The organism is Enterobacter sp. JH25 (assembly GCF_021725435.1).
GTDB lineage: Bacteria > Pseudomonadota > Gammaproteobacteria > Enterobacterales > Enterobacteriaceae > Enterobacter > Enterobacter intestinihominis.
The window spans coordinates 120,037-137,478 of the sequence record NZ_CP091320.1 but is presented as its reverse complement, the minus strand read 5'-3'; the positions used below and the strand labels follow the sequence as shown (position 1 = coordinate 137,478).

The following is a 17,442-nucleotide window of genomic DNA, read 5'->3' as shown; positions in this document are numbered from 1 at the left end:
CGTACGATTTTTTCCGAATTCTGCGGGCTCCCCATCAACACGGATAAAGCGCCCGCCTATGGTCGCGCGCTTGCTCTGCTCAAACGCGAAGGCCGGTGCCCGTCTGACGTTGAACACCGACAGATTAAGTACCGGAACAACGTGATTGAATGCGATCATGGCAAACTGAAACGGATAATCGGCGCCACGCTGGGATTTAAATCCATGAAGACGGCTTACGCCACCATCAAAGGTATTGAGGTGATGCGTGCACTACGCAAAGGCCAGGCCTCAGCATTTTATTATGGTGATCCCCTGGGCGAAATGCGCCTGGTAAGCAGAGTTTTTGAAATGTAAGGCCTTTGAATAAGACAAAAGGCTGCCTCATCGCTAACTTTGCAACAGTGCCCTGGCCATTAATTTTGACCCACCCCAAGGTGGCCAACCGGCCAGAAATGCAGATAGGGTTCCCAGCCTTTTGGCAGGCCGGGAACCGTTCTGATGATGAGGTGGAACGTGATACACAAAATAAAATCATTACATGACGATGGCAAAGGACTTTCCATTCGGGCCATCAGCCGGGAGCTGGGCATCTCGCGCAACAGCGTGCGCAAGTATCTGCGTCAGGATGAAACAACCACTGCCCGCAAGCTGGATAACCCTGTCCGCAGCAAACAGCTCGACACCTACCGGGGATACCTGATCAGCTTGCTGGCCAGCTTTCCCGGGCTCAGTGCAGTCAAGATTGCCCGCAAGCTCAAGGAGAAACTGGGTGAGCTGCCGACCTCCGAGCGCAGTATTCGTCGTTACGTCAGCGCGCTGAAGGAAGAGGTTGCAACCGGTCAGCACCGATATTACGAGCCGGTGGTTGATGAGGTGCCGGGTGTGCAGTGCCAGGTTGACCCGGGCGAGCTGCGTAACGTGCTGATTGGTGGCGTGGAAACAGTGGTGCACTTTGTTGTGTTTGTGCTGGCGTACTCGCGGCTGATGTATGTGGGCCTGTCGTTTAAGCCGCTGGATACCCGGCAGTTCATCCAGCTGCATGACGAAGCGCTGCGCTACTTTGGCGGCATGCCTGAAGAGCTGGTGTACGACCAGACCAAGCTGGTGGTGATTGAGGAGAAATACCGGGAGCTGACCCTCAACGAGCGTTTTCATCAGTACGCCACCACAGCCGGCTTTCGTATCCATGCTTGCGAAGGCTATGACCCCGAGAGCAAGGGCAAGGTTGAAGCGGGCGTCAAATACGTCAAGCAGGACTGCTTTTACGGCGAGACCTTCCGTGATGAGCAGCACCTGCGCGAGCATGTGCATCACTGGCTGGACAAGGTCGCCAATGTGCGGGCACACGGCACCACAGGTGAGGCACCTCAGCTGCGTTTTGAACGTGACGAACAGGCTCTGCTCAAGCCCTACCTGTCACCCTCTTGCGTCACATCTGAAGCCCGTGAGACCCGCAAGGCGGATAAGACCGGACTGATCTCCTGGAAGGCCAACAAGTACTCTGTGCCCATGGCCTGGCAGCAAAGCCGTGTCGGTGTGCTGGAAGACGACAGCCAGCTGCATGTGATTGATCTACAAACTGGCGAAGTGATTGCCCAGCATGCGTTGGCGGGCGGCAAAGGTCAGATTATCAAAAACACCCACCACTACCGTGACCATGCCCAGCGCCGGCAGCAGCTGGAGCAGGACATTCAAGTACTGGTGGGCGACGAGGCACTCAGCCTGGCCTTGTGTGATCAGTTGCGGAGATCCTTGCCCAAGGTCTATAAGGATCAACTGTTCGCAGTACGCAACCTGCTGAGTAAGCACGCACCTGTTGAACGGGACATGCTGTTGAACCTGAGCCAGAAGCCGGGCCTGACCGCCCGACAGATCGAAGCGTATCTGGTGGCCACCCAGCTGGCCAGCCGGCGTGAGCGTCTGCCTGAGCCCGTGCCAGAGGCTCCGTCAGAGCTGGACTTGAGTGCATACCGACAGCTTGGCCGCTCGACTGGCCAGGAGGTGACCCATGGGCATGCTTGAACAGACTGCCGCCCAGTACCGTAGCCTGCGCATGACCTCCATCGCCGCAGAGCTCGCCCAGTTACTGGCCGAGGCCGAAGCCAGTGAAATGTCGTTCCTGAGCTTTGCACAGCGACTGGCTGAATACGAACTCCAGCAGCGTCAGGCCAACCGGGTACAGCGCAATTACAAGACGGCAGGCTTTCCTGCGCACAAGCATCTGGAGGGCTTTGACTATCGCCACCAGACCACCATCAGCAAGCGCCAGATCAACAGCCTGCTGGACTTCCGGTTCATCGACGAGCGCAACAACGTGATCTTCATCGGCCCGCCAGGCGTGGGCAAGACCCACCTGGCCATCGGGATTGGCCACAAGGCCGTCGAGGCCGGATACCGGGTATTGTTTCGCACCGCGCTGGAGTTGGTGGAAGAACTGGAGCTGGCAGAAATGAAGGGCGAGCTGAAAAAGAAAATCAGCCAGCTGAGCAAGGTCGACCTCTTGATCATCGATGAGCTGGGCTACCTGCCCATGACCCGGCAGGCCCGCTACAACCTGTTCCAGCTGATCAACAGTCTGTACGAATACCGGTCTATCATCCTGACCACCAACAAGGACTTCACCTGCTGGGGCGAGTTCTTCCACGACGACAACGTGGCAGTACCGATCATCGACCGAATCATCCATCACTCACACATCTTTATGCTGGGAGGAGAGAGCTATCGGCTGAAACAGAAAACAACGGGTTAAACGTGCAAGGGTGGGTCAATTTTATTGGCCAAAGGTGGGTCAAAATTAATGGCCATTGACAAATGGCAAGAAGCACAGGCTCCAAATGTGACTTTATGACGTCGACGACTATCCGCACCTGAGCGGATACCTCTGCGGGGACGGTGTGGTTCATGCATGACGCCTAACGTTTGACATGAGGGGCGGCCAAGGGCGCCAGCCCTTGGACGTCCCCCTCGATGGAAGGGTTAGGCATCACTGCGTGTTCGCTCGAATGCCTGGCGTGTTTGAACCATGTACACGGCTGGACCATCTGGGGTGGTTACGGTACCTTGCCTCTCAAACCCCGCTTTCTCGTAGCATCGGATCGCTCGCAAGTTGCTCGGCGACGGGTCCGTTTGGATCTTGGTGACCTCGGGATCATTGAACAGCAACTCAACCAGAGCTCGAACCAGCTTGGTTCCCAAACCTTTGCCCAGTTGTGATGCATTCGCCAGTAACTGGTCTATTCCGCGTACTCCTGGATCGGTTTCTTCTTCCCACCATCCGTCCCCGCTTCCAAGAGCAACGTACGACTGGGCATACCCAATCGGCTCTCCATTCAGCATTGCAATGTATGGAGTGACGGACTCTTGCGCTAAAACGCTTGGCAAGTACTGTTCCTGTACGTCAGCAAGTGTCGGGCGTGCTTCTTCTCCGCCCCACCACTCGACGATATGAGATCGATTTAGCCACTCATAGAGCATCGCAAGGTCATGCTCAGTCATGAGGCGCAGTGTGACGGAATCGTTGCTGTTGGTCACGATGCTGTACTTTGTGATGCCTAACTTTGTTTTAGGGCGACTGCCCTGCTGCGTAACATCGTTGCTGCGTAACATCGTTGCTGCTCCATAACATCAAACATCGACCCACGGCGTAACGCGCTTGCTGCTTGGATGCCCGAGGCATAGACTGTACAAAAAAACAGTCATAACAAGCCATGAAAACCGCCACTGCGCCGTTACCACCGCTGCGTTCGGTCAAGGTTCTGGACCAGTTGCGTGAGCGCATACGCTACTTGCATTACAGCTTACCAACCGAACAGGCTTATGTCAACTGGGTTCGTGCCTTCATCCGTTTCCACGGTGTGCGTCACCCGGCAACCTTGGGCAGCAGCGAAGTCGAGGCATTTCTGTCCTGGCTGGCGAACGAGCGCAAGGTTTCGGTCTCCACGCATCGTCAGGCATTGGCGGCCTTGCTGTTCTTCTACGGCAAGGTGCTGTGCACGGATCTGCCCTGGCTTCAGGAGATCGGAAGACCTCGGCCGTCGCGGCGCTTGCCGGTGGTGCTGACCCCGGATGAAGTGGTTCGCATCCTCGGTTTTCTGGAAGGCGAGCATCGTTTGTTCGCCCAGCTTCTGTATGGAACGGGCATGCGGATCAGTGAGGGTTTGCAACTGCGGGTCAAGGATCTGGATTTCGATCACGGCACGATCATCGTGCGGGAGGGCAAGGGCTCCAAGGATCGGGCCTTGATGTTACCCGAGAGCTTGGCACCCAGCCTGCGCGAGCAGCTGTCGCGTGCACGGGCATGGTGGCTGAAGGACCAGGCCGAGGGCCGCAGCGGCGTTGCGCTTCCCGACGCCCTTGAGCGGAAGTATCCGCGCGCCGGGCATTCCTGGCCGTGGTTCTGGGTTTTTGCGCAGCACACGCATTCGACCGATCCACGGAGCGGTGTCGTGCGTCGCCATCACATGTATGACCAGACCTTTCAGCGCGCCTTCAAACGTGCCGTAGAACAAGCAGGCATCACGAAGCCCGCCACACCGCACACCCTCCGCCACTCGTTCGCGACGGCCTTGCTCCGCAGCGGTTACGACATTCGAACCGTGCAGGATCTGCTCGGCCATTCCGACGTCTCTACGACGATGATTTACACGCATGTGCTGAAAGTTGGCGGTGCCGGAGTGCGCTCACCGCTTGATGCGCTGCCGCCCCTCACTAGTGAGAGGTAGGGCAGCGCAAGTCAATCCTGGCGGATTCACTACCCCTGCGCGAAGGCCATCGGTGCCGCATCGAACGGCCGGTTGCGGAAAGTCCTCCCTGCGTCCGCTGATGGCCGGCAGCAGCCCGTCGTTGCCTGATGGATCCAACCCCTCCGCTGCTATAGTGCAGTCGGCTTCTGACGTTCAGTGCAGCCGTCTTCTGAAAACGACAAACAGCCAGAAAGGCTGTTACAGGCGATTTGATCTGCAACCTATTGGTTAAATTAATGTATCAAAAACGATGGTTTTTGTGACAGTCTTGAAAAGTCCTGACTTCTCCCGAAAAATGACTCCCCTCATGTAACAAAACTCGTTACTATATCAACATAACAATAACCCCATAACTAATTAGCGTGAAAAGAATGAAAATCGGCTATGCACGTAAATCTACGCATCTTCAGGATGTGGCGCACCAGGTTGACGAACTAACAAAAGCTGGATGTGAGCAAATCTATCAGGATCAGACCTCACGTAGCGGCCCCAAGCGCGACAAAAAAGGTGCGCCGGAACTGGAGAACTGCCTGAAAGCATTGCGCGAGGGAGATACCCTAGTAGTTTGGGCACTAGATCGGCTCGGCGGTTCATTGGGTCAAGTCATTACTTTACTCGACGACCTGAAGAAACGCGGAATAACTTTCATAGCCATCAAGGACAGAATAGACACAAATGCGCCAGTTATAGGGGAAATCTATACGCATCTGATGGCGATATTCTCTAGCTTTGAACGCAACCGCAATATTGAAAGAACGCGCTCAGGCCTTGCAGCTGCACGCGCAAGGGGCCGTGTGGGAGGGAGAAAACCGTCACTTTCTGAAGAAGATGTTAAACAAATTAGAATCTTACTTGCTGATCCTGAAATGACAGTTGGTGCAGTTGCTAAGCGCTTCAACGTTTCTCGCATGACTATTTATCGCTACACCACAAAATCATGAATGACCGCAGCATGGCGGTTTTATTTTCTTATGCCCGTCAGGGCATGGAAGGCGTCCGCGCCGGACTTAACCGGCCACCGGCCGCAAATCGCCGGAAACCGCAACGCTGACCGGATCGCCCGGCCCAGCCCCCTCCCTGTGTATTCGCATGTATCTGATCCCCCATTCGCAAATCAGTTGATCACTCACTCGCAAATTACTTGATCACCTCCAGCAGGAAGTTTGCATCACTTCAGGGAGCGAATAATTGTATCTCAGGGGCACTGTTGCAAAGTTAGCGATGAGGCAGCCTTTTGTCTTATTCAAAGGCCTTACATTTCAAAAACTCTGCTTACCAGGCGCATTTCGCCCAGGGGATCACCATAATAAAATGCTGAGGCCTGGCCTTTGCGTAGTGCACGCATCACCTCAATACCTTTGATGGTGGCGTAAGCCGTCTTCATGGATTTAAATCCCAGCGTGGCGCCGATTATCCGTTTCAGTTTGCCATGATCGCATTCAATCACGTTGTTCCGGTACTTAATCTGTCGGTGTTCAACGTCAGACGGGCACCGGCCTTCGCGTTTGAGCAGAGCAAGCGCGCGACCATAGGCGGGCGCTTTATCCGTGTTGATGAATCGCGGGATCTGCCACTTCTTCACGTTGTTGAGGATTTTACCCAGAAACCGGTATGCAGCTTTGCTGTTACGACGGGAGGAGAGATAAAAATCGACAGTGCGGCCCCGGCTGTCGACGGCCCGGTACAGATACGCCCAGCGGCCATTGACCTTCACGTAGGTTTCATCCATGTGCCACGGGCAAAGATCGGAAGGGTTACGCCAGTACCAGCGCAGCCGTTTTTCCATTTCAGGCGCATAACGCTGAACCCAGCGGTAAATCGTGGAGTGATCGACATTCACTCCGCGTTCAGCCAGCATCTCCTGCAGCTCACGGTAACTGATGCCGTATTTGCAGTACCAGCGTACGGCCCACAGAATGATGTCACGCTGAAAATGCCGGCCTTTGAATGGGTTCATGTACAGCTCCATCAGCAAAAGGGGATGATAAGTTTATCACCACCGACTATTTGCAACAGTGCCAATTAATTCTCCAACCTGTTTGGCGGCCATAGCATAAGCAATAGCTGAGCCAGCACCGCCTGTTCCAGCTAGATAGACTCTTTTACCTGTCACATCGAAGCCTCTTTTCAAAAGGCTCGATACGAAACCTTCACCATCGAGCATATCCCCATGTAGTTGGCCCTGAGCATTCCTCCTGATGACGTTGCATCCTCCGATTGCCATAGCAGATTCACTGGCTGAATCAATTAATGAAAGCGCATGTTGTTTGTGAGGCATCGTTATAATGGCACCACGAAAATTCTGAATACATTTCAGACCATTGACAGCGGTTTGCAGACCTACAGAGTTTATATGGAGAGGGACCATCAAAGTGTCGGGGATTTGTTTTTCAAGGATGGCGGCATTTATCATGAGTGGAGCGCTGACCTGAGCGATCGGGTCACCTATGATCGACAACAGTTGCAATTTACCACTAACAATACTGAGTTCATTCATCACTGATACCCGTATGTAAAATAAATTAACCAGACTATTTTACATAGGATTACATGAAAGACTGGTTTAATGGCAAGTAGAAATGCTGTATCAGCCACCTCAACAGGGGAAGACACATCTACATACAGTGATTGAAGGTTACGCCTTCAAATGCTCATATGTCAATAACGTAATTAGAGAATTTGTAGAAACCTACATGTCAGGCTTATTGCGAGATATAATAGATTTAAATTGTACTTTTAATACCTGATACAACGATAAATCTCCAAAATTTGGTGTAAATAATTATCTCATCTGTATTTTTTAGTGGAACATTCGTATTGTCCTGTCCCCCGTTGACTACACATTCTGAAGTGAGGGATGTCTGTTCTTAGAACGAAGCGGACAAGATGGCTGGGTTAGAGGTCCGCTGTGAGCGAAAAGCAGTCCTAATATTGCTGTACTTGTTGTGATTGAAAGACGGGTAGCCGGAAGTCGCCTTGACCCGCATGGCATAGGCCTATCGTTCCCACGATCAGCGATCGGCTCGTTGCCCTACGCCGCTCCAAAACCCGCGACGCAGCGCCGGCAGGCAGAGCAAGTAGAGGGCGGCACCTGCAATCCATGCCCACCCGTTCCACGTTGTTATAGAGGCCGCATAGATCGCCGTGAAGAGGAGGGGCCCGACGATCGAGGTCAGGCTGGTGAGCGCCGCAAGAGATCCTTGAAGCTGCCCCTGACGTTCCTCATCTACCTGCCTGGACAACACTGCTTGCAGCGCCGGCATTCCGATGCCACCCGAAGCAAGCAGGACCATAATCGGGAACGCCATCCATCCCCTTGTCGCCAAGGCAAGCAGGATGTAGCCTGCGCCGTCGGCAATCATTCCGAGCATGAGTGCCCGCCTTTCGCCGAGCCTGGTGGTTACAGGGCCGGTGATCATTGCCTGGGCGAGTGAATGTAGAATACCAAATGCGGCAAGCGAAATGCCGATCAAGCTCGTGTCCCAATGAAAGCGATCCTCGCCGAAGATGACCCAAAGCGTGGCCGGCGCCTGTCCGACGAGTTGCATGATGAAGAAGACAGCCATCAGGGCGGCGATGACGGTCATGCCCCGGACCCACCGGAACGAAGCGAGCGGGTTGAGAGCCTCCCGGCGTAATGGTCGACGTTCGCCTTTGTGCGACTCCGGCAAAAGGAAAATGCCCATCAGGAAATTGAGGCCATTCAAGGCTGCTGCGGCGAAGAACGGAGCATGGGGGGAGAAACTGCTCATCAGCCCACCGAGCACAGGTCCCGCGACCATCCCGAACCCGAAACAGGCGCTCATGAAGCCGAAGTACCGCGCGCGCTCATCCCCATCTGTGATATCGGCAATATAGGCGCCGGCTACCGCACCAGTCGCCCCGGTGATGCCGGCCACGATGCGCCCGATATAGAGAACCCAAAGGAAAGGCGCCGTCGCCATGATGGCGTAGTCGATAGCGGCGCCGGACAGCGAGACGAGCAAGACCGGCCGCCGGCCGAAACGATCCGATAGCGCACCCAGCACAGGCGCGCAGGCAAATTGCATCAACGCATACAGCGCCAGCAAAATGCCATAGTGGGCGGTGACGTCGTTCGAGTGAACCAGATCTCGCAGGAGGCCCGGCAGCACCGGCATAATCAGGCCGATGCCGACAGCGTCGAGCGCGACAGTGCACAGTATTACGATCAGGGGTCTGTTGGGTTTCACGTCTGGCCTCCGGACCAGCCTCCGCTGGCCTCCGGACCAGCCTCCGCTGGTCCGATAGAACTCACGGATCCTTTATCACTGATAAGTTGGTGGACATATTATGTTTATCAGTGATAAAGTGTCAAGCATGATAAAGTTGCAGCCTAATACAGTTATCCGTGTCGCCCTGGACCTGTTGAATGAGGTCGGCGTAGAGGCTCTGACGACACGCAAACTGGCTAAACGGTTGGGGGTTCAGCAGCCGGCGTTATACTGGCACTTCAGGAACAAACGGGCGCTGCTCGACGCACTGGCCGAAGCCATGCTGGCGGAGAATCATACGCATTCGGTGCCGAGAGTCGACGACGACTGGCGCTCATTTCTGATCGGGAATGCCCGCAGCTTCAGGCAGGCGCTGCTCGCTTATCGCGATGGCGCGCGTATCCATGCTGGCACGAGACCGGGCGCACCGCAGATGGAAGTGGTCGACGCGCAGCTTCGCTTCCTCTGCGAGGCGGGTTTTTCGGCTTGGGACGCCGTCAATGCGCTGATGACAATCAGCTACTTCACTGTTGGGGCCGTGCTTGAGGAGCAGGCCGGCGACAGCGATGCCGGTGAGCGCGGCGGCACCATTGAACAGGCTCCGTTGTTGCGGGCCGTGATAGACACCTTCGACGAAGCCGGTCCGGACGCAGTGTTCGAGCTGGGGCTCGCGGTGATTGTCGATGGATTGGCGAAAAGGAGGCTCGTTGCGAGGAACATTCAAGGGCCGAGAAAGGGTGACGATTGATCAGGACCGCTGTCGGAGCGCAACCCGCTCACTACAGCAGAGCCATATAGACAACATCCCCTCCCCCTTTCCACCGCCTCGTGCGCCTGGCGGGCAAGAGCCAGGGCGGCCGTCTTCACATTCTGCCCTGCGCAGATAAGATAGATTTAGCGTGGACTCAAGGCTCTCGCGAATGGCTCGCGTTGGAGGCTTTCATTGATACTTGTGGGGCACCGCAGGGAAATACCGGCTATGTCGTGCTGCGCATCGCAGCCTGCGCCCTTGACTTGTCTCGCCTCTCGGGACTCACCCCTTGATACTGAACAATATCGCCAGCAGCTTCAGTCCTGTCCCGATAACCACCCCGTGGTATCCACTCCGATTTCAGACTGCGGAACAGTCATTCTGCAAAGCATTATCCCAGCAGTTCCCGCTGCGGCTCATGCTGAGCATCATTCCATATTGAGCGGCCAGAATCCGGTACGGCAGGCTGCAATATTGGGTTCCCTGGTCCGAATGGAAAATTATACCTCCCGGGCAACCTCGGCCCTGCCAAGCCATTGCCAGCGCTTGTTTTTGCAAGCAGGCTGTTTGCTTCTGACGAGAACGCCCAGACCACTAATTTATCTGTATATATTCAAGTTTCATCTTGTTTCCCCATGTAAGTATCCCTGCAAAACGAACCATTCACTTTTAGAGATCCTCCGACATACTAATTATGTCCTCTGAGGAGATCTCCATGCGTAAAGTCCGATTCACCGAGCTGCAGACATTCGGCCGGCACTGTTGCAAATAGTCGGTGGTGATAAACTTATCATCCCCTTTTGCTGATGGAGCTGCACATGAACCCATTCAAAGGCCGGCATTTTCAGCGTGACATCATTCTGTGGGCCGTACGCTGGTACTGCAAATACGGCATCAGTTACCGTGAGCTGCAGGAGATGCTGGCTGAACGCGGAGTGAATGTCGATCACTCCACGATTTACCGCTGGGTTCAGCGTTATGCGCCTGAAATGGAAAAACGGCTGCGCTGGTACTGGCGTAACCCTTCCGATCTTTGCCCGTGGCACATGGATGAAACCTACGTGAAGGTCAATGGCCGCTGGGCGTATCTGTACCGGGCCGTCGACAGCCGGGGCCGCACTGTCGATTTTTATCTCTCCTCCCGTCGTAACAGCAAAGCTGCATACCGGTTTCTGGGTAAAATCCTCAACAACGTGAAGAAGTGGCAGATCCCGCGATTCATCAACACGGATAAAGCGCCCGCCTATGGTCGCGCGCTTGCTCTGCTCAAACGCGAAGGCCGGTGCCCGTCTGACGTTGAACACCGACAGATTAAGTACCGGAACAACGTGATTGAATGCGATCATGGCAAACTGAAACGGATAATCGGCGCCACGCTGGGATTTAAATCCATGAAGACGGCTTACGCCACCATCAAAGGTATTGAGGTGATGCGTGCACTACGCAAAGGCCAGGCCTCAGCATTTTATTATGGTGATCCCCTGGGCGAAATGCGCCTGGTAAGCAGAGTTTTTGAAATGTAAGGCCTTTGAATAAGACAAAAGGCTGCCTCATCGCTAACTTTGCAACAGTGCCCTGTTTCGTGCTTTCGATGTTGTTCATGAGTCTTAAAATCTGCTCACTGTTTAGGGTACTCATGCTGTAAATCATCAAGAAGGAAGCGCAGAACAACATAAGCAATCGGAAAAGGAAACCATGCCAGTGACAGGCCATATATGGCGGAGATAAACATAGGGTAATTTAACTCACTTACAAAATTCGCTTCATTGTATTGTTGAATCGAAATGGCAGAAGCAAAAATTATAATTAAAGTAAGAAAAATCCACTCTAGCCATCTCTTTTTATAACAAGCATAAGCGAAAGCTGTAGGGTAAAAAATAAAGCAAAAAATTCCAGCTGCAATTACGTTCATAAAAGTAACTTTCCTGATAGCGCAGTTATTTTTCGAATGCAGCATCATGAACAACTGCCATAACATTGATGATTGGCTTTCTTTTTCTGAAGAACCTTCCGCGCGGCAAAGTTTCTCCCGCTTTGAGACGATAAAGCCAGAAAACATAAGCCGGAGGAACATTGCTGTCAAAAATATCTGAACAAGTTTGAACTGTGATGCCTACTGTATTGTCTTTCCTCATCTCTTTAAAAGTGCCTTGCAATGCAGCGGATAACGTCATTTTTAAGAAACCTTTTTCTGTTTGAACGGATAGACTTGACTTAGCTGGCTTGACTGTAATGTTTGCCACTAAAGATCCCTCGTTCTGAGGATGCAGGCACTACAAAGTTACCGTCAGGTCTAATCATACGAGTTTGGATGAAATTTTTGCCGGATTTGGTTTTTTCAACCTGGTGCTCGATCTTCCATTCTTCTTTGACGGGACCGGATGACAAATGAACTAGAACCGGTACTTTTTTACGTGTTCTATCCAGAACAATACAATTTGATTTATCCGTATCAACGCTTCCCTGAAGAGTATTCAAAGAGCAATTATCATATCCCTCAACCGGAACTGCATTACCTTGGATATCAATTTTGAATCCTCCAGCTATTACAATTTCGGGTGCATTATCATTTAAAGTCTCGTCATAGGCAGCATCAACTACATCGCAAGCAGTAAGAGTAAGTGACGATGCCACAGCAAGACACAATAAAGAAAATCTGTTTTTGAGCATATTTGAGACCTTTTATAAAAATAAAATAACAGGAGAATTGTATCATTAACAGTCTAGTTCTAACGACTACCACTTTTAAGTATGTATTGAGCCAGTTTTATATTCAGGCACACCATATTGCACTCTAGCTCTTTCATCATCCTAGAAGAACTCTTAATTAAGTATTCTTCAAGTGGGCCAGCATATGCCCCTGATGTCACGATCGTTAGTTGCGTAAGAGGATGAGTCAAACTCTCAATGCCCTTCAGGATGTCATTCTGGACAGCAGAAATATAAACAGGCGAAGCCGCAATCAAATATTCATCATTCGGACTGGACTGCATTAACTGGCTTATAGTTGCGCAACGGTTATGCTTTCCTAGTGATTTTGTGATGGCTTTCCACCAGAGATCATGCCTGAATGGTACTTGATGAAATGTCGCCTCGTAAGAGGGCACCCGATCTCGACTATTTAAAAACCCCATCCCGGCAGAGATTATCCACAACTCCAGATTTCTGGTTGAGTTTAAAATTTCCTTTGCCGTAGACCAGTGATTACCTGAATACAAGGACAATGCCGGTACCGCCTGATTACTTCTGGCGTCGTCTACAATGTTACTCCAGGCATATGCTGCGTCGTCCGGGGTTTGTTTTGGATCTATGTCCAATGTCGGCCAGACGTGGCCCTGATGATTCTTGCCCTTTGTACAGGAAGTGATTAAGTGTACTGAGCGTTCAGAGAACATTATCTTCCTTACATACCCATAGAACAGCTTTCTAAGAACGGTGGGCTCGCCTGAAAATTACAAATCAGCCCCTTTCACGGCATCATTTTGATTCTTCGCGTCTGCCCCCAGTAAGATGACCGGTTTTCTGCATGACAGTGTTATTCCTAACAAACGCAACACAAAACCACGCCAGCCAGAGCAAATTTTTTCATTTGCTGCGTAAAGCCTATTGTTTTCTCTTTTAAGCTTCGCCCACTCGTTACAGAGGGTAACATCATCAAGCGCTGTTATATGCTTCGCCTCACCTTCGACGATAACGGTATGGATACCGTATGCTGTAAATCTCATACTATTTTCCAGAACCCAGTTGCGGTATTCGTTGAGTCCACCTTCGGAACCGGTAGCTCTGCGCCACATTTCAATTTGCTTGTGTGATGGGTCAAGTGTACTTGTCATTGAAGCCTCGTCTCAGCGATAACGCTTGAAATAGCCCGCTTTGGTCAAAATGAAATTAGCCATCTGACTGGCGATTTGATTGTATCTTACTCATAGTGCCCAACCTATAGGTTAAAAAGGGGCATTTTCGCTTTATAGCGTGTTCAACATCATCAATCATCCCAAGAAAGGCTGGCTTATTAAGCCGGTCCATCATTTTCTGTATATCTCTCATCAATTTTTATATCCGGCCTGAAGTGCACCGTTCAAGCACACCGATCAGGCAGTTAGTCACTAGTTAACTCTTTACTAGAGACTAAATTCCATTGATTTACGTGACAACGTCACGTCATTAAGGTTTGCAAATGCCTAATTTTCATACTATGGGATTTAATTAGGAGTAAATCCCACAGGTTTACATAAAGCTGACATTTAAAAGTGTTAAAAATCAATCAGATAGAAAGAAAAGGCTCTCCGGAAGAACTCTTCTCATTATTTCGCCGCCCGGGGTTATTGCTGACAGATCTGAAAGTGCTAATATGTTAGTCATTAGTAATTAGTAAAGCCTTTACTAAACGCGTTTCTACGTAAATTCTATTGGTTTTAGAGGGTCCTACTGTCCGAAGACAATAAAGTTGTACACAAAGCACTAAAGTTGTAACCATTCTCAAAAAACGACGCTAATGTTGTATGCTTACTGAATGTGTGGTTATAGGGTTGGAGACTATAAAATGCACATATAGGTACGTATCAATGTCGTTTTTTGGGTACGATCATGGGTAGGGGTAGGCGTCTCAAATCCTATTTGGATTATGAAAATGCGCTAGGTGACGGCATAGGAGTGGGCTATGGCCAAAGTTATCAGCCCTGGCTTAGAGCTCAGGACGTTAAATCCCGTGGAAACCGTTCGATAGTCTTTGGCCTTAAGACGTTTCGAAACCATCATCATGGGGTTTGAGGGCCAATGATGTAAAAAACCACGCTAAGGAGATAATTCATTGTTTAAATTGAGATTTAACGGCCTCAATTCCCCCTTCATAATATCCTCCGGTAGTGTGAACGTATAATGTCCCAGCATGTTGATATGACCGTGCATCAGAGGCGAAAGCCGCGCGATATGTTCATCCTCTGGCCCTTCCCCGATGCTGCGCAGGTGCGACAAGGCTTCCTGCATATAAAGCGTATTCCACAGCACCACTGCGTTTGTCACCAGACCCAGCGCACCCAACTGATCTTCCTGCCCCTCGCGGTAACGTTTTCTGATCTCGCCACGCTGACCGTAGCAGATGGCTCTTGCAACGGCATGGCGGCCTTCACCCCGGTTCAACTGTGTTAGGATCCGGCGACGATAGTCCTCATCATCAATATAGTTGAGAAGATACAGTGTCTTGTTAACTCTTCCGACCTCCATTATTGCCTGAGCAAGCCCTGACGGTCGGGTACTTCTCAATAGCGATCGAATGAGTTCTGACGCATGAATAGTGCCCAGCTTCAGCGAACCGGCAACCCGCATCATCTCATCCCAGTGGCTTTCGATTTTAGAAAGGTCAACACAACCCCGCGCCAGTTTGTCCAACGCCCCGTAATTCGCTGCTTTGTCGGCCCGCCAGAACACAGCCTCACCCGCATCCGCCAGACGAGGTGAAAATTGGTATCCCAGTAGCCAGAACAGGCCAAAGATAATGTCACTGGTACCTGCTGTGTCCGTCATGATTTCAACCGGGTTTAGTCCCGTTTGTTGCTCAAGTAGCCCTTCCAGCACAAAGATGGAATCCCGCAGTGTTCCAGGAATCACTATGCCATGAAAACCCGAATATTGGTCAGAGACAAAGTTGTACCAGGTGATGCCGCGCCCTGAACCAAAGTATTTTCTGTTGGGGCCAGAATTCACCGTTTTCACTGGCGTGACAAAACGCATACCATCAGCGGAGGCTACCTCCCCGCCCCCCAGTATCCTGCCAACGCTAACGAGGACTGAAAATCAACCAGCCGCGCATTGGCGCTAACCAGCGTTTCTGCTCGGATGTAGTTCTGTTTCACCCAGCTCAGACGATGGCGAGTCAGTGCAGGGATATTGTGCTTGATCAGCGGCTCATGTCCGATATTGCAGGCCTCAGCCAGCATCACCGCACACAGGCTTATATGCAGATCCTGCGCACGGGCACCTGACTCGCTGACATGGCTGAATTCACGGGTGAAGCCAGTTCTGGCGTCAATCTCGAGCAACAGTTCTGTCAGGTCAACGGGTGGAAGCAATTGTCTGACTCGGCTGCTCAGTTGTATCAGCGCCGGTGGTTCATCCAATTTATCCAGGCTGCTGATGGTCAGCGAAGGATGTTTACCTTCATTGCAGATGTCCACGGCGGTATTGCGATCAAAACGTGATGCCACCGTTTTCCAGGTTTCATCTAACTGAGCGGCCAATTGCTCCGATGCTTTACTGCCATTAGTGGGGTGACCCAATGCCCGGCAGACTGGAACCCGCTGCGCCTGCCATTCCTCCCCCTGAAGAAGTTTTTGGCGCGGATCACCCCAACGATCGCTGTTTTCCAACCAGATGTCACGACGGCGTAGCGCATCCTGAAGTCGCTCCAGCAGACACAACGAGTAACCTGCTCGCTGTATCCGACCGTCAGCATCGTACACCAGGCGTTTCCAAGGGCCTGAAATGATATGTTCAGGTGCATCGTCCAGGATCCGTTTTTTCGAGCCGTTTAGCTCTGCCAGGTAATGGATGGCAGCCAAGGTATGTTCACCGTCTGGGGCCGCACGGAAGTGCAGATCGCGCAGTAGTGCGGGCAAAAAACGCCTTACCCGTCCGTATTGCTCCACCATTTCATCCTGAAAGTTTGTATCCTGGGGGCGGGCCAGTTCATTCACTTTTTCCACGGACTCTGCCAGTCTGGCGACAGACACACTGCTGAATATGGTCTTTCGCAGCAAATCATCGGCGGTATCTTCATCAAGTAAAAGTGCGCATGCCCGCGCCAGCAGCAACGCCGCGCGGTCAAGATCCTTGAGCGTCCTAAGTCGCTTTTTCTGCCCGGTTTTCTTCGCCTCCCGGGTAATATTGAGGATCAGCATATCCAGCACGTCAACGGCCTCGTCCAGCGCCGAGATTTCTTGCGCTTTCACGAATGCGGTAAGGATCGCCAGCCGCCGTTCTTCTGGCATTCTGCTGATATATTTCACCGATGCCATTCCGGCATAGCGTGCCAGATTGCGGAGCTGTATGGCGGGCAGCCCAGTGAAATTCAGACAGGAAAACTCCAGGCTGCGCAGGCGAGTGTAACGTTCAAGTGCTTCAGTGAACGCGGGGCCGCTGATAGTGACAGGGCCTCTTTTTAGGTGCTCCATCACTGAGAGTCGCTGTCCTTCGGGGATTTCAAGTAACCCAGCCAGTTGTGCGGTCTGCCAACGGTTTGGCAGCGCGGCCAATTTTCGCCACAAGCGGCGGGTCGCACGCTCACGGATTTCACCAATGACTCTCGTCAGGGTGGATGCGGCTGGCAACAACACTTTATTTTGAAGCAACCACGCGGTGGCAAAATCGAACATCAGTCCGGGGCGTTCATTACTGAGCCATGCACGGGTATACAGCAATCGCTTCAGTCTGAACGACCACGGGAAATCACCGAAATCATGATAGCTATAGTGCTGCCTGATAAGCCCGTGGTGCTCCCAACGTGTGTTTTCCCTTTGAGCATAGCGGGAAATGATCTCTGGATAGCGGATGTTAAGTTGCCTTGCGACATAAAACTGGACACCGGGCGGTATTTGCATGAGATCGGACAAGAAGGTTCCCAGAAAGCGGGCAGTTGTGAGTTGAAGGGCAATTCCCAACCGGTTATGCCTGCCCCTACGCAGGTTGATGAAAGGGCACTGTTGCAAAGTTAGCGATGAGGCAGCCTTTTGTCTTATTC

The 17,442-nt window shown here is 52.0% G+C and carries 15 protein-coding genes and 4 pseudogenes; 8 read left to right on the top strand and 11 right to left on the bottom strand.

All coding sequences use genetic code 11. The features are described 5' to 3' along the window. Window positions 1-33: 33 nt before the first annotated feature. The 3 genes and pseudogenes from L2Y28_RS23300 to istB form a co-directional block, all read left to right on the top strand. A pseudogene (locus L2Y28_RS23300) lies at window positions 34-336 on the top strand (IS6-like element IS26 family transposase); the annotation flags it as partial. Between the two features lie 159 nt (window positions 337-495). After that, entirely contained in the window at window positions 496-2,004 is a 1,509-nt protein-coding gene (gene istA, locus L2Y28_RS23295; protein WP_077249983.1) for an IS21-like element ISCfr8 family transposase, read from the top strand. After that, entirely contained in the window at window positions 1,991-2,731 is a 741-nt protein-coding gene (istB, locus tag L2Y28_RS23290) for an IS21-like element helper ATPase IstB (RefSeq protein WP_012695455.1), read from the top strand. The genes istA and istB overlap by 14 nt, the downstream gene beginning before the upstream one ends. A gap of 227 nt (window positions 2,732-2,958) precedes the next feature. Here the strand turns inward: istB and L2Y28_RS23285 are convergent, their stop codons facing one another. Continuing rightward, complete coding sequence (locus tag L2Y28_RS23285) at window positions 2,959-3,513, bottom strand: aminoglycoside N-acetyltransferase AAC(6')-Ib3 (RefSeq protein ID WP_032488579.1); 555 nt, start codon at window positions 3,511-3,513, stop codon at window positions 2,959-2,961. A 176-nt stretch (window positions 3,514-3,689) separates the two neighbouring features. On the opposite strand from L2Y28_RS23285, the gene intI1 reads away from it, so the two are divergent. Then, complete coding sequence (gene intI1 / locus L2Y28_RS23280) at window positions 3,690-4,703, top strand: class 1 integron integrase IntI1 (RefSeq protein ID WP_002075255.1); 1,014 nt, start codon at window positions 3,690-3,692, stop codon at window positions 4,701-4,703. A 392-nt stretch (window positions 4,704-5,095) separates the two neighbouring features. Next, a complete protein-coding gene (locus tag L2Y28_RS23275) occupies window positions 5,096-5,665 on the top strand; it encodes a recombinase family protein (protein ID WP_001749988.1) in 570 nt (189 codons plus the stop codon). Window positions 5,666-5,976: 311 nt separating this feature from the next. Here the strand turns inward: L2Y28_RS23275 and L2Y28_RS23270 are convergent, their stop codons facing one another. The 3 genes from L2Y28_RS23270 to tet(A) all read right to left on the bottom strand — a co-directional run bounded on the left by L2Y28_RS23270 (window position 5,977) and on the right by tet(A) (window position 8,935). Beyond that, complete coding sequence (locus L2Y28_RS23270; RefSeq protein ID WP_001067855.1) at window positions 5,977-6,681, bottom strand: IS6-like element IS26 family transposase; 705 nt, start codon at window positions 6,679-6,681, stop codon at window positions 5,977-5,979. Window positions 6,682-6,717: 36 nt separating this feature from the next. Continuing rightward, window positions 6,718-7,221, bottom strand: coding sequence for a shikimate dehydrogenase (locus L2Y28_RS23265; protein ID WP_013851371.1), 504 nt, complete (start codon window positions 7,219-7,221; stop codon window positions 6,718-6,720). A 514-nt stretch (window positions 7,222-7,735) separates the two neighbouring features. Beyond that, the gene (gene tet(A), locus L2Y28_RS23260; protein WP_031942321.1) at window positions 7,736-8,935 is read right to left on the bottom strand and encodes a tetracycline efflux MFS transporter Tet(A); all 1,200 of its coding nucleotides are present in this window, start codon (window positions 8,933-8,935) and stop codon (window positions 7,736-7,738) included. Between the two features lie 127 nt (window positions 8,936-9,062). Between tet(A) and tetR the strand changes: the two genes are divergently transcribed. Next, window positions 9,063-9,704 (top strand): tetracycline resistance transcriptional repressor TetR, encoded by a 642-nt coding sequence (tetR, locus tag L2Y28_RS23255; protein ID WP_013851373.1) that lies wholly within the window; start codon window positions 9,063-9,065, stop codon window positions 9,702-9,704. A 363-nt stretch (window positions 9,705-10,067) separates the two neighbouring features. Here the strand turns inward: tetR and L2Y28_RS25600 are convergent. Further along, a pseudogene (locus L2Y28_RS25600) lies at window positions 10,068-10,271 on the bottom strand (DDE-type integrase/transposase/recombinase); the annotation flags it as partial. Window positions 10,272-10,525: 254 nt separating this feature from the next. On the opposite strand from L2Y28_RS25600, the gene L2Y28_RS23250 reads away from it, so the two are divergent. After that, entirely contained in the window at window positions 10,526-11,230 is a 705-nt protein-coding gene (locus L2Y28_RS23250) for an IS6-like element IS26 family transposase (RefSeq protein WP_001067855.1), read from the top strand. 95 nt (window positions 11,231-11,325) lie between these two features. On the opposite strand, the gene L2Y28_RS23245 is transcribed toward L2Y28_RS23250, so the two are convergent. The 5 genes from L2Y28_RS23245 to L2Y28_RS23225 are packed head-to-tail and all read right to left on the bottom strand — an operon-like array spanning window position 11,326 to window position 13,540. Next, window positions 11,326-11,619, bottom strand: coding sequence for a hypothetical protein (locus L2Y28_RS23245; RefSeq protein ID WP_001100635.1), 294 nt, complete (start codon window positions 11,617-11,619; stop codon window positions 11,326-11,328). 25 nt (window positions 11,620-11,644) lie between these two features. Next, window positions 11,645-11,950 carry a hypothetical protein gene (locus L2Y28_RS23240; protein ID WP_223152485.1) on the bottom strand — a complete coding sequence of 102 codons (306 nt, stop codon included), beginning with the start codon at window positions 11,948-11,950 and terminating at the stop codon, window positions 11,645-11,647. Continuing rightward, window positions 11,922-12,377 (bottom strand): hypothetical protein, encoded by a 456-nt coding sequence (locus tag L2Y28_RS23235; RefSeq protein WP_000916941.1) that lies wholly within the window; start codon window positions 12,375-12,377, stop codon window positions 11,922-11,924. The genes L2Y28_RS23240 and L2Y28_RS23235 overlap by 29 nt, the downstream gene beginning before the upstream one ends. Window positions 12,378-12,436: 59 nt before the next feature. After that, complete coding sequence (locus tag L2Y28_RS23230; protein WP_001447900.1) at window positions 12,437-13,102, bottom strand: hypothetical protein; 666 nt, start codon at window positions 13,100-13,102, stop codon at window positions 12,437-12,439. A 57-nt stretch (window positions 13,103-13,159) separates the two neighbouring features. Beyond that, entirely contained in the window at window positions 13,160-13,540 is a 381-nt protein-coding gene (locus L2Y28_RS23225) for a hypothetical protein (protein WP_001371925.1), read from the bottom strand. 754 nt (window positions 13,541-14,294) lie between these two features. Between L2Y28_RS23225 and L2Y28_RS23220 the strand changes: the two are divergent. Next, window positions 14,295-14,465: pseudogene (locus L2Y28_RS23220) on the top strand (transposase); the annotation flags it as partial. A gap of 36 nt (window positions 14,466-14,501) precedes the next feature. Here L2Y28_RS23220 and L2Y28_RS23215 read toward each other — a convergent pair. Continuing rightward, window positions 14,502-17,395: pseudogene (locus tag L2Y28_RS23215) on the bottom strand (Tn3 family transposase); the annotation flags it as partial. Window positions 17,396-17,442: the final 47 nt, after the last annotated feature.

Excerpts from the sequence above, each read along its gene's own strand:
- istB (WP_012695455.1), top strand. The coding sequence starts at position 1,991 with ATGGGCATGCTTGAACAGACTGCCGCCCAGTACCGTAGCCTGCGCATG.
- intI1 (WP_002075255.1), top strand. The coding sequence starts at position 3,690 with ATGAAAACCGCCACTGCGCCGTTACCACCGCTGCGTTCGGTCAAGGTT.
- L2Y28_RS23275 (WP_001749988.1), top strand. The coding sequence starts at position 5,096 with ATGAAAATCGGCTATGCACGTAAATCTACGCATCTTCAGGATGTGGCG.
- L2Y28_RS23270 (WP_001067855.1), bottom strand. The coding sequence starts at position 6,681 with ATGAACCCATTCAAAGGCCGGCATTTTCAGCGTGACATCATTCTGTGG.
- L2Y28_RS23265 (WP_013851371.1), bottom strand. The coding sequence starts at position 7,221 with ATGAATGAACTCAGTATTGTTAGTGGTAAATTGCAACTGTTGTCGATC.
- tetR (WP_013851373.1), top strand. The coding sequence starts at position 9,063 with ATGATAAAGTTGCAGCCTAATACAGTTATCCGTGTCGCCCTGGACCTG.
- L2Y28_RS23250 (WP_001067855.1), top strand. The coding sequence starts at position 10,526 with ATGAACCCATTCAAAGGCCGGCATTTTCAGCGTGACATCATTCTGTGG.
- L2Y28_RS23245 (WP_001100635.1), bottom strand. The coding sequence starts at position 11,619 with ATGAACGTAATTGCAGCTGGAATTTTTTGCTTTATTTTTTACCCTACA.
- L2Y28_RS23235 (WP_000916941.1), bottom strand. The coding sequence starts at position 12,377 with ATGCTCAAAAACAGATTTTCTTTATTGTGTCTTGCTGTGGCATCGTCA.
- L2Y28_RS23230 (WP_001447900.1), bottom strand. The coding sequence starts at position 13,102 with ATGTTCTCTGAACGCTCAGTACACTTAATCACTTCCTGTACAAAGGGC.
- L2Y28_RS23225 (WP_001371925.1), bottom strand. The coding sequence starts at position 13,540 with ATGACAAGTACACTTGACCCATCACACAAGCAAATTGAAATGTGGCGC.